The sequence below is a fragment of the Bradyrhizobium sp. Mp27 genome, from assembly GCF_029953005.1.
Lineage (GTDB): Bacteria > Pseudomonadota > Alphaproteobacteria > Rhizobiales > Xanthobacteraceae > Bradyrhizobium > Bradyrhizobium barranii.
Genome location: NZ_JASAUS010000097.1, coordinates 24,180 through 35,334 on the forward strand (window position 1 = coordinate 24,180; position 11,155 = coordinate 35,334).

Sequence of the window (11,155 nt, forward strand, 5' to 3'; positions counted from 1 at the left end):
GCCATGCCCTGCCGCGCCATCCTCGCCCTTGCCCTCACGCTCGCTGCATCCTCGCCGGCCTTCGCCACGGCCGAGCATCGGTATGGAAAGAACGAATACGCCATCATCCAGGGTGGCCGTGCGCCGAATGGGAAGCTGTCCGTCGCAGCTCATGGCGGCGGCGAGTCCGGGAGCGAAGGTTTTCGCATCTACCTGATGGCCGAGCCCGGCCATCGCCGGCTGATGACGCTCGACAATGTCGACGACGACAACATTCTGGACTCAGCGCCGGATGCCTTCCACGCCGCCTGGTCGCAGGACTCGCGCACCGTCGCGGTCTCGTTCCGCAGCGAGCGCCATATCGTCACGCTGAATCTCTACGCCATCGACGGCGGCCGCGCGCGGCTGGTCGGCGGGCCGGATCTGTTCCGCGACGTGACCGGCCACAGCGTCGACATCAAGACCGACGGCGACATGCGCACATCCGTGCCCGCGCTGACGTGGCAGGCGCCGCGCCGCTTTCGCCTCACCGAGTACCGCGTGTTCGTGCTCGACGACACCGCGCTCGCCGACAAGCTCGGGCCGCTCGGCAAGGCCAGCAAGCGCGACGGCGGCGGCAACACGATCCAGTTCTCGGCCGAAGCCGACGGCGAGCTGTTGCCCGACGGCAGCATCCGCATGGGCAAGCCCGTGCCGGGCAGGTTCGAGGAGCTGGAGTAGGCCCGGCTGTCGTCCCTGCGAACGCAGGGACCCATACCGCGTGATCTACCGATTGCGGGTGGTGCTAATCCTGAACGACCAATCTTCGCCAAACTCCTCCCTGGGGTTATGGGTCCCTGCTTTCGCAGGGACGACTGCGGAGATCGCGGCACGATCCCGTGATCATATGACGCGCGCAATGCATGGCGCCGCGGGCGGGCATGTCCGCCGCGCAGCTGGCAATTCGCCGTAGGGCTACTAAACTTCATGCAATCGCTTCCATTCCTCCATCCCCCGGAACTCCCCGCATGAGCGCCCTGTTTTCCCCGATCAAGCTGCGCGGCCTGACGCTGAAGAACCGCGTCGTCGTGTCGCCGATGTGCCAGTATTCGGCCGACGACGGCGTCGCCACCGACTGGCACTTCACCCACATCAACAACCTCGCGCTGTCGGGCGCGTCGATGTTCTGCATCGAGGCGACCCATGTCGAGGCGATCGGGCGCATCACGCCGGGCTGTCTCGGGCTCTACAGCGACGCCTGCGAGGCCGCGCTGAAGCAGATCCTTTCCTCCGTGCGCAAGCATTCCACCACGGCCGTCGCGATGCAGCTCGCCCACGCCGGCCGCAAGGCCTCCAGCGCGCGGCCCTGGGACGGCGGCCAGCTCATTCCGCAAAGTGAAGGCGGCTGGCAGACGGTGGCGCCGTCGGCGTTGCCGCACAAGGAGGGCGAGGCCGCGCCGCTGGCGCTCGATGCCGCGGGCCTGAAGCGCATCCGCGAGGCCTTCGTCGACAGCGCCAAGCGCGCTGCCCGGCTCGGCATCGACGCGATCGAGCTGCACGGCGCGCACGGCTATCTCATGCATCAGTTCCTGTCGCCGATCTCCAACAGGCGCACCGACGAATATGGCGGCTCGCTCGAGAACCGCATGCGCTTTCCGCTGGAGATCTACGACGCGGTGCGCGCGGTGTTTCCGCACGACAAGCCGGTCGGCATGCGGGTGTCGTCGACCGACTGGGTCGAGGGCGGCTGGGATCTGGCGCAGACCATCCAATTCGCAAACGCGCTGAAGGTGCGCGGCGTCGACTGGATCGATGCCTCCTCCGGCGGCGTCTCGCCGCTGCAGAAGATCCCGCTCGGCCCCGGCTATCAGGTGCAGTTTGCCGAGGCCATCAAGCGCGAGACCGGATTGCCCACCATCGCCGTCGGCCTGATCACCGAAGCCAAACACGCCGAGGAGATCGTGGCATCCGGCAAGGCCGACATGGTCGCGCTCGGCCGCAGCCTGCTCTACGATCCCCGCTGGGGCTGGCACGCCGCGGCCGAACTCGGCGGCGAGGTCGAAGCCCCGCCGCAATACTGGCGCTCGCAGCCGTCGACGCAAAAGGCGCTGTTCGGCAAGACCACGTTCGGGGCAAGGTAGGGCGCGAGCGGGCACTGCACTCACAACTGTCGTCCTTGCCTGGTGCGCAATTGCGCACGGGGCGCAGGGACCCATACCGCGTGATCTCACCATGATGCACGGTATGAGTTGCCGCTGCACAACTTAAACTTCGAGTCTTCGCCAGATTTCTCCCTGTGGTTTCGCGACGAGCGCAAGCGCTCGCGCGGGGATCCCGGATCTGCGCTTCGCTTGTCCGGGCGACAGTGGTGGGTGCAGCGCGGACCATCGCCCCCTCACTATCCCGCGCCCTCACGCATCCGTAACTCTCCTCACCTTCCACGCACCGCAAAACTGGCCTACCCTCTCGCGCACCCAACTCCTCAGGGAGGCCCGCCATGCGGTTTCGTGTTCGCAAGACTGCCCACGTGTTCGAGCGCGTGGGTCTCGCGATGGCAGGCGCGGCGTGCGGGCTGTTCGTCGGCGCCTATGTGGGATCGGCGATCGCCCCGCTCACCACGCAGGGCTTCCTGCTGCTGATGATGCTGCTCGGCATCGTCGGCTTCTATCTCGGTATCGACACGCCGCAGCTGCCCTTCGACGACGCCCACAGCGCGATCGACGCCGCGGAATTCCTCAGCGCCGCCGGCACGCTCTGCGCCACGCTCACTGCGCTCGCCTCCGTCGGCGTCATCGTGCTCCGCCTCGAGCCGCACCTGGCGTGGACCTGGCTCGCTTTGTTCGGCTGGATCGCCGGCGTCGCCATGCAGATCGTCGCCGGCACGAAAGCCAGGATGCGGGCGTAGCTTTCTTTCTTACCCTCCCCCTCCAGGGGAGGGTAAGCAAGCCGTCTTCCTAAAACACCACGCCGATCCGCGAGCCGCGCTTCCAGGCGATGCGGCAGCGCTTCTTGGTGTTGACGTGGAGCAGCTCGAACCTGTCGGGGATATTCACCTGCCCGCCGAGATCGACGCAGGCGCCGCCGGGCGAATAGTCGATCAGCGTGCAGGGGATCACCGGCGCGCGCGGGTCGGTGATGATCTTGGCCTGGCGGGACACCAGCCCGGAAGGTTTCACGCGGGCATGTCGGCGCGGATGCATTGGCACTCTCCTCCAATTCCGCGGACGGCGCGGGTGGTCTTGAGCGGCATGATGGAAAAGAGTTGATGCGATCCGACTAAGGGCGGCCTGAGAATTTTAACGAAAAGTAGCGGCGAACGCAGAAAGCGCCGGTAGCGGGGTGGGGCCGCCTCCATCTCCACTGTCGTCCCTGCCTAGTGCGCAATTGCGCACGGGCGCAGGGACCCATACCGCGTGATCTGTCGGTTGTCGGCGGTGGGCGTACCGAGCCACTGGTCCGCGCCAAACCGCTCCCTGTGGTTATGGGTCCCTGCTTTCGCAGGGACGACAGCTGAACGCGTGGCGCGCTCCCGCCTCCAATGACGAGCTTGCAGCGCCACTACGCTGTCACGATCTCACTAGCCTCAGCACTAGCCTCCGCATGTGGACTCACCGGCATCGGCACGGTCACATAATCCTTCGGCAGGTTCACCGGCCGGTAGCCCGGCTCCACCGCCATGCGCTTCAGCACGCTCTCGTGCACATGGGCGCCTTCGGGAATCACGCGCGGCTCGCTATCGGGGATGTAGAAGCCCAGAAAAACCTTCCGCTCCGGCCATTCCCGGTACTTCGCGCTCTTCGGCAGATATTCCAGCACGCGCCAGAGCGCCGTCATCGAATCGTGCAGCTCGCCCACCTTGCCGGTGTAGGCAGGCTCGACATACTGGAACGGCGAGTTCTTGCGCTGGATGCCCCAGGCGAGCTGGTTCACGGTGCGCGGGTTGAAGTTCAGCCCGGCCTTCGCGGCTTCCTCGATCATCCAGATCAGTGGATATTTGGACTCGCCGCTCTCGATTTCCGGATAGCCGCCGCCGACGTCGCAATGCACGCCGGCGAACCACACCTGCAGGATGTCCTGCGGCTCCTTCTTCTCGTCGGGCACGTAGCGGTTGCGCCAATATTCCTGCGGCTCCTCATACTCTTTCAGGCGGAACATGCAGCGCCGCTCGTCGATCGCGATCGCCTGCCGGAAGATTTTGACGCTCGGATTGCGCAGTGTGAAGGCGAGCTCCTCCAGGCTGAACACGAAGAAGAAATTGTCGCGCCGCGGCACGATCACGCTCGCCACCGTGTCCCAGACGCCGATGAAATGGATGGTCGGCCAGCGCGTCGAGGTGATTCGCGCGAACTGGGCTGCGAGATCAAATTCGTCCTTCGGCAGCGGCCCGCTCTCGTCGAAGGCGACATCCTTGAGGTCCTCGATGTCGTTGCCGCGCCCGGTGCCGGAATATTGCTTGTAGGCGACGAGGCCGCTTCCGGCGAGGTTCGCCTGCTCCGGCGAGATCAGCCCGATCTTGTGGATCAGCCCCGCCAGCACCCGCACCGTGTAGGCACCGCGCGAAAACCCGAACAGGTAGATCTTGTCGCCCGGCGCGTAGTGCTCGACCAGGAAGCAATAGGCCGACAGCACGTTGTCATCGAGCCCGTAGCCGGTGGCGAGCCCCAGCACCAGATTGACGTTGGCCTTGAGCCGGTGCCACGTCGAAGGCTCCGTCACCGTGCCGACGCCCGGATCGTAAAACACCATCTGCCGCGGCTTCGTCTTGTCGGTCTTGCGCAGGCAGCGATAGAGCTTCAGGACGTTGGAGATGTTCTCCGAGATCTCGTTGCCGGTGCCGTCACAGCAGATCACGAGGTTTTTCGGCTCGGTTTTGGGTTTGTGCTGGTCGTCGTGCTCCACGGTATGCCCCTCCCGGTGATGCTACCGGGGCGAGTATAGCGAAAATGGATGGCAGCGAGGAGACGAAGTCGGCGTCGGCGGCATGGTGCCTCATTGCCCCGTCACCTGTTGACATTAACCACCTGTTAACCATGTCGTCGCCTAATGAGGACGGTGGGGGTCACCATGTCGGCCCATATGACGCGACCGAAATTGATGCCTGTTTTGGCCGATCCAGCCTTTCATGCGCTGATCGGGCCGGCGGTTCGCGTTACGGCTGTCCTACGGAGCAAAGCCATGTTCGGGAAGGACGATCTAGTGGACAATCTCAGCCGCGATCTCGATCGTGCGCGCCTGCGACGCGATGCACTCGCATCCGAAGCCACGACTCTCACGGCGCAGATCGCCGAAATCGAAGCCCGCCTGTCGGAAGAGAAGACCAGGCGGGAGCGTGAACGCGTCCTAAGCGAAATCGAAGCGATAAGAACGCGAATCAAGCAAGCCGCCGGCGCGTTCGCACCTGTCGTCGATGGTCTCTCCAGGGCGATCGAGTCGGCCTCGGCCGTTGTGCCCGAGGCCCGCGATCTCAATAGTTTTATCGTGTCGGTGGCGACCGAAATCGACAGCGTGCTCGATCCCCTGTTGCGCGAACTCGATCAGCGCGCGGATGCGGTGCGGGCAGGACAGGCCGTGCTGGACCTCCCGCGTTCGGCCAATGAAGCGCCCATCGTGCCGCCCATCGAGCCATCAAAAGACAGCATCGATCGCCTGCTTCGTTTCCCGGCATGGCTGTCTCGCGACAAGGAGCCGGAGAAAAAGGAACCAGCGGAGACCCCGCGCAGCACGGCAGCGTGAACGCGGCGGTTGGTTTCCTTGCGGCGCATCCTTCGAGACGCCCGCCTACGGCGGGCTCCTCAGGATGAGGTCGCGTTTTGCGGCGAGATATCAGAGCCTCATATCACAGTGGTTCCGCACAGCCGGGGCCACAAACTCGTCATGCCCGGGCTTGTCCCGGGCATCCACGTTCTTCGTACTGCGACAAAGGTCGTGGATGGCCGGGACAAGCCCGGCCATGACGCTGTGGAGCATCGCGCTTAAGCTCACTAGGACCAGGTGCGATCGCCCTGCGCTTGACAGATACCGCCCCCTCTCGCGGCCGCTCAGTTGGCGGAGCGGCGCAGGAAGGCCGGGATGTCGAGAAGGTCTTCGTCGGCCATGTTGCGCGGAGAGGTGCGGCCGTAAGGATCGAGCGGCTGTTGAGCCGCGCGGCGGGCATATTCCGGATCCGGCCTTGCCGGTTGCCCCGCGGGTGGGCGGGCGGCCGGGCGGAGCGGCGGGCTTTCCACCTGCGGAAGCGGCGCACTGCGCTGCTCGATGCGATCGGCGATGCGGCGGCTGTCGTCGCGCAGCCTGCCGGCGAGTTGCGTGAGCGGGGTTTCCGCCGGTCGCGCCAGGAGCGCCGGGTCGACATTGTCGATCCCGGTCGCCACCACCGAGACGCGGACGATGCCTTCGAGGCTTTCGTCGAACGAGGCGCCGACGATGATGTTGGCGTCCGGGTCGGCCTCGTCGCGAATCCGCGTTGCGGCTTCGTCGACTTCGTACAGCATGAGATCCTTGCCGCCGGTGATGGAGATGATGAGGCCGCTGGCGCGCTTGATCGAGGGGTTCTCGATCAACGGATTGGAAATGGCGGCCACGGCGGCCGCGAGCACGCGCTTCTCGCCGGAAGCCTCGCCCCGTCCCATCATGGCCTTGCCCTTCTCCCGCATCACGGAGAGGACGTCGGCAAAATCGAGATTGATCAGGCCTTCCTTGACGATGAGGTCGCTGATGCAGGCCACGCCCGAATAGAGCACCTGGTCGGCAAGGGCAAAGGCATCGGCGAAGGTGGTCTTCGCGCTGGCCACCCGGAACAGGTTCTGGTTCGGGATGATCAGCAGTGTGTCGACCGTCTTCAGCAGCTCCTCGATGCCGGCCTCGGCAAAGCGCATGCGGCGCTGGCCCTCGAAATAGAATGGCTTGGTGACCACGCCGATCGTGAGGATGCCGAGCTCGCGCGCGACCCTGGCGATGATGGGGGCGGCCCCGGTGCCGGTGCCGCCGCCCATGCCGGCCGTCACGAACACCATGTGCGCGCCGGTCAGATGATCGCGAATCGTATCGATAACCTCCTCGGCTGCGGCGCGTCCCAATTCGGGCTGCGAGCCGGCGCCGAGGCCTGCGGTCACCTGGGTGCCCAGCTGGATCAGGCGCGGCGCCTTCGACATGGCCAGCGCCTGCGCGTCGGTATTGGCGACGACGAAGTCGACCCCCTGCAGCCCGGCCGTGATCATGTTGTTGACCGCGTTGCCGCCGGCGCCACCGACCCCGAATACGACAATGCGGGCCTTCATCTCGCGAATATCGGTCATGCCAGTCATTGTGTCCTCGCGGTTGTTCCGGCAGGCCGGGGAAAAGAGAAAGGTTCGAGTGCTATCTGCGGGCCGCGCGGTCTGCGTTCACGATCGCAGCGGCCAGATTTCCCAATCGAAGCGCGGCTCCCGCGACCGTGCCGCCAGCCCGGCGACCGGTCCGCAAGTCCGCCACTTCGTCTTCCAGTCGTGCCGCCCACGCATTGGCTGCCGTCGTCTCGGCGGCCGCCTGCAGCAGCTCGACAGCCAGGCGATCGGCGCGCTCGCGCTCGCGCTCGAACACGGCCCTGTAGGCGGCCGCGACGTCTTCGAGCCGCGCGATCTCCGCCTTGAGGGCCTCGATCTCCATAGCGTTTTCGAGCGAAGTGGGTACCGGTTCGCGCAAGGAAAACGCGTCAGAACAGGAATCTGGAGCCCCGTTCCGATCTCGTCGGAACGGAAATGGCTCCATCGCCTCGACTTTTGCCAAGGGGGCATCGATGGGGGCATCGATGTGCTCCGCCCGGCGGGCCCGCCGCGGGCGGGGCGTGTAGCGGAGCTCGGAGAGATCGACGCTCACGAGCGCCTTGCCGTCCTCCGCCCGCGAGCGCGGCAAGCGGCGACGTCTCGCCAGGGCACGAGCGGCCTCGCGCGAGATATTGAGCCGGGCACTGAGATCGGCATACGTCAACAACGCAACGCACATCGGCGCTTCTCCTGGAGCGAACCGGGAAGGCATTTCGAGCTAATGATGGCTGGACGATTACCGCAGGCTAGGCTGCGTTGGTTAATAGACGGTTAACGCGCGCGGGGCTGTGTCTTGTCGGACGTGCGCAGGCGGCGATAGAGTTTCAGGAAGTGGGAGATGCTTTCCGAGATCTCGCCGCTGGTGCCGTCACAGCGGATGACGAGATTTTTCGGCTCAGGTTCCGGTTGTGCTGGTCGTAGCGCTCCACGGTATGCCCCTCCGGGTGATGCTGCCGGGCGAGCATGGCGAAAAATGCGAGACGGGGATGACGAATTCTCAATCCGGGCTCGTGTTGGCCCTCCACAACGCGATGATCTGAGAATTGGGAGTACGGTTACAGGGATGCACTTAGATGTCGCGTTGCTTCAACAAGCCTGAATCCATAGCGGAGGCAAGAAGGCGACTTGGCCCGCGGGCCTTCTCTCCAAGAAACTCAACTCGGTAACGAGCGCGACTTACGGCGACGTACAAGCGGTTGTGCGACACATAGGACAGGAAATTCTTGCTACTGAAATTCTCGTCATTTGCGGTAGGAGGGACGCGGCCAGCGTCTACTCCAACTATAACTACTCCCTGAAATTCGAGTCCCCCAACGAAATCTGCGTGCCCCAATACTAATTGAGAAGCTTCTCGTGCCGCCCCAACCGCAGTTGCGTCTCCTCGTTTGGTAAGTAAAAGAGTCGGCTTGTTCCTGTTTCGAGCGTGCTCGGCTAGGTCAGCCACGATGTTGTTGTTTAGGCTAACGATTAGAATGTCGCTACGACGACAATTTAGCTCTTTTTGAAGGGCCTCGGCTCGCTCGAAGGCTCGGTCAATGAGTTCTTGCTCATTGGCAACGTGGTAGTAGATCGGCTCCGCGCAGAGCCTTTCTTCGACCTCGGTAAAACCGGAGGCCGCCGTCTCCATTGGATTGTCGAAATTAGTGAAGAGCGTTGCTCCTGACGAGAGAATGGCGAATGCTAAATTGACGATGTCTGCCGAAGACCGGAATACTGTTCTGATGATTTCACTTTGCTCAGATCCATCGCGCGGGCCGGCGAGGGTGTTCGCGATGTCTTCTGTACTCCATCCTTTGTCGCCAACTGCTTGTGATCTATCGACCGAATAGGCAATCGGATACGGCCCTTCGACGCGCGTGAAGTAGTGGAAAAGCTGAAGTTCATTGATATTGAATAGGTGTGTCTCATCGATGAGAACGGCGTCATAGCCGTCTCGCGCGCGACGCCTACGCCATATTGGCGTGTCAAGCTGTCCTATGGTCGTCAAGACAACATCATCGGTGTCGAACTGACCGGCGGAATTGAGATGCTCGTGATAGAACCGAAAGATCGTGAAAACGAAGCCTTTGTCGGCGGACGATTGGATCGGAAGGCCATACTTCAGAGGGGGCACCTTCTTATAGCGATCCAGGTCCTCTGCTGCTCGTCCCTTAATGATCACGCTAATTTCATGCTGGAGCATCGTAACTATGTTCCAGCGCTCCTCCTTCTCGAGGAATGATGCAGACTCCGGCGTCATAAATCTACTGTGTCCGGCGAAGTCTTCCTTCATTGCTCGGTCAACAGCTTCGCTTATGTACAATAGCTGAAGTTCCTTAGATTCCATGGCGTCACGGTCGATGAATTCGCTTTCGCTGATGGATTGACGCAAGACGTCTGCGCAGAGTTCGCTTAAAGTGCAAACTTTCAGCGACTGAAGGGCGAGCCGCCGATCAGCCATAACGAATCCCTCGCTATCAATGGCTGCCACGACACCTTCAATGGTTCTCTTTGTTGAATCGCTGTGAGTCACAAAAACGATGTGGCAACTCTCGTTCTTAGTCTTCGCGTCGCGAAGAGAGTGCAGTCCTTTTAGGATCAATGCCAGCGTCTTTCCGGTTCCGGCTGCGCCCTCAATTCGCGTAGGTTTTGTAATTGGAAAGGTAACGAATTTTCTCTGCTGCTCCGTGAGAAGAGGCAACCAGTCTTCGTAGCGGCGATAGAGGGAATTGGTTCCAAAGCTGGTATTAGATTCCAGTTGCATTCCCTGCATCTGGTCTATGTTGGGTTCTGCATCCGAAAGACCTGCTGCGTGCATCGAATCGGCGAGCGTTTTCTTGAGCTTTGGAATTCCGTCAAACGCCTTACGGAAATTGGTGAGCCCAGCTTGCTCTCGACTTGCATCGCCGCCTTCGTGCCCAGTTTTATAGACGAGCAACCATCGTCCACTCTGCCCACGCTTTTCTAGCCGTTCTGCGAATGGTTCGCGTTCAATGACAATTCGGAACGGAGCCTGACTGTAGCGGTGGGGAAAGAGGACGGCTTTAGATGATCCAGAAATAAGGCGCTCTGAGTGTGTTAGGCTGAGGCCCTGCCACACTTTCTTTGCGAAACGGAGAAGCTTCTGGAACGAAAACAACGCGTCAGTTGGGCTTTGTGTGCTTATTAGTCCGGACTGCTCTTCGTCGATCACCAGATAGCGGCCCGTGGTAGAAGTCGTCGCGCCGGTAAAGAACATTCCGTCGTCGATGCGCGTAATTTTGAGAGAAGCAGATACTTTCGCGTCTCGTACTTGGCCCTGGAGCACGGCAAGCAAAGTCTTGCCTTGCTCGAATTCAATTGATTGCAAGAACCTGTTGGCAACGATCTCTTCGATCGCGACATCATCGATAACAGCGTATTTCATTTCGTTGCCTTAACTATTGTGGCCTGATCGCGCAAAACGCGTCGACTTTGGCTCGTTCGGGATCCGGCAATCCAATTCTTCCAAACAGATGCGAGAAGGTTTGGAGAAGATGCTCCACTTGGGGTGAAGTTATTTCTCCTACGGGCATTGCAAAATCGGAGTGAGTGAAGTCGACGAGAGCGAGCCAGTGAGACTGGTCCGAAAGCCCTTCGCTTGTCGCGTCCAAGCCGCCGGCAATTAGCCGAGCGAGCTTGCGAGGTAGGTGATTCACTTCCCTCAGTAAGGCGACAAAGCCAGTTTCATTGCCGTCGGTTTCGAGTTTGGGAAGGAAATAGTAGCCGGCAAGTTTGTGGTTTGCGAGTTCTCGCACAAGATTTTTCAGTATCGATTCGCATCGATCAAATGTAAGCGACGTTCGCGTCCCACTCGCAAAGGTTTGGCGTGGGGATTGCAGTCTGTTGATCAACGTGTTTGCAAATCGTTGGCGGGGGGTATGGAGGCGGCAACGACGGAG

General features: G+C 61.9%; 10 protein-coding genes. 4 read left to right on the forward strand and 6 right to left on the reverse strand.

Annotation, left to right across the window (positions count from 1 at the left end; translation table 11 throughout):
- Window positions 1-3: 3 nt before the first annotated feature.
- The 3 genes from QJT78_RS34395 (at window position 4) to QJT78_RS34405 (ending at window position 2,863) form a co-directional block, all read left to right on the forward strand.
- Window positions 4-699, forward strand: coding sequence for a hypothetical protein (locus QJT78_RS34395; RefSeq protein WP_028149460.1), 696 nt, complete (start codon window positions 4-6; stop codon window positions 697-699).
- Between the two features lie 287 nt (window positions 700-986).
- Window positions 987-2,099, forward strand: a complete 1,113-nt coding sequence (locus QJT78_RS34400; RefSeq protein ID WP_028149459.1) for an NADH:flavin oxidoreductase/NADH oxidase — start codon at window positions 987-989, stop codon at window positions 2,097-2,099.
- A gap of 356 nt (window positions 2,100-2,455) precedes the next feature.
- Entirely contained in the window at window positions 2,456-2,863 is a 408-nt protein-coding gene (locus QJT78_RS34405; protein ID WP_028149458.1) for a hypothetical protein, read from the forward strand.
- Window positions 2,864-2,912: 49 nt separating this feature from the next.
- Here QJT78_RS34405 and QJT78_RS34410 read toward each other — a convergent pair whose 3' ends face one another.
- On the reverse strand, window positions 2,913-3,158 hold the full coding sequence (locus QJT78_RS34410; RefSeq protein ID WP_028149457.1) for a PilZ domain-containing protein: 246 nt from the start codon (window positions 3,156-3,158) through the stop codon (window positions 2,913-2,915).
- Between the two features lie 358 nt (window positions 3,159-3,516).
- Window positions 3,517-4,857: a DUF2235 domain-containing protein gene (locus QJT78_RS34415; RefSeq protein WP_028149456.1), complete on the reverse strand. Its 1,341-nt coding sequence runs from the start codon at window positions 4,855-4,857 to the stop codon at window positions 3,517-3,519.
- A 276-nt stretch (window positions 4,858-5,133) separates the two neighbouring features.
- Here QJT78_RS34415 and QJT78_RS34420 point away from each other — a divergent pair, with 276 nt between their 5' ends.
- On the forward strand, window positions 5,134-5,691 hold the full coding sequence (locus QJT78_RS34420) for a hypothetical protein (RefSeq protein ID WP_240537736.1): 558 nt from the start codon (window positions 5,134-5,136) through the stop codon (window positions 5,689-5,691).
- A gap of 305 nt (window positions 5,692-5,996) precedes the next feature.
- Here the strand turns inward: QJT78_RS34420 and ftsZ are convergent, their stop codons facing one another.
- The 4 genes from ftsZ to QJT78_RS34440 form a co-directional block, all read right to left on the reverse strand.
- A complete protein-coding gene (gene ftsZ, locus QJT78_RS34425) occupies window positions 5,997-7,259 on the reverse strand; it encodes a cell division protein FtsZ (protein ID WP_038944815.1) in 1,263 nt (420 codons plus the stop codon).
- A 52-nt stretch (window positions 7,260-7,311) separates the two neighbouring features.
- The gene (locus QJT78_RS34430) at window positions 7,312-7,935 is read right to left on the reverse strand and encodes a hypothetical protein (RefSeq protein WP_028149454.1); all 624 of its coding nucleotides are present in this window, start codon (window positions 7,933-7,935) and stop codon (window positions 7,312-7,314) included.
- Window positions 7,936-8,325: 390 nt separating this feature from the next.
- Window positions 8,326-10,641, reverse strand: a complete 2,316-nt coding sequence (locus QJT78_RS34435) for a UvrD-helicase domain-containing protein (RefSeq protein ID WP_038944818.1) — start codon at window positions 10,639-10,641, stop codon at window positions 8,326-8,328.
- Window positions 10,642-10,654: 13 nt separating this feature from the next.
- Window positions 10,655-11,155, reverse strand: a 501-nt coding sequence (locus QJT78_RS34440; protein WP_281460430.1) for a hypothetical protein, incomplete at its 5' end; no start/stop codon positions are given.

Bases quoted from the DNA above. Each gene is read 5' to 3' on its own strand.
- QJT78_RS34405 (WP_028149458.1), top strand. From the start codon at position 2,456: ATGCGGTTTCGTGTTCGCAAGACTGCCCACGTGTTCGAGCGCGTGGGT.
- QJT78_RS34395 (WP_028149460.1), top strand. From the start codon at position 4: ATGCCCTGCCGCGCCATCCTCGCCCTTGCCCTCACGCTCGCTGCATCC.
- QJT78_RS34430 (WP_028149454.1), bottom strand. From the start codon at position 7,935: ATGTGCGTTGCGTTGTTGACGTATGCCGATCTCAGTGCCCGGCTCAAT.
- QJT78_RS34400 (WP_028149459.1), top strand. From the start codon at position 987: ATGAGCGCCCTGTTTTCCCCGATCAAGCTGCGCGGCCTGACGCTGAAG.
- QJT78_RS34420 (WP_240537736.1), top strand. From the start codon at position 5,134: ATGTTCGGGAAGGACGATCTAGTGGACAATCTCAGCCGCGATCTCGAT.
- ftsZ (WP_038944815.1), bottom strand. From the start codon at position 7,259: ATGACTGGCATGACCGATATTCGCGAGATGAAGGCCCGCATTGTCGTA.
- QJT78_RS34435 (WP_038944818.1), bottom strand. From the start codon at position 10,641: ATGAAATACGCTGTTATCGATGATGTCGCGATCGAAGAGATCGTTGCC.
- QJT78_RS34410 (WP_028149457.1), bottom strand. From the start codon at position 3,158: ATGCATCCGCGCCGACATGCCCGCGTGAAACCTTCCGGGCTGGTGTCC.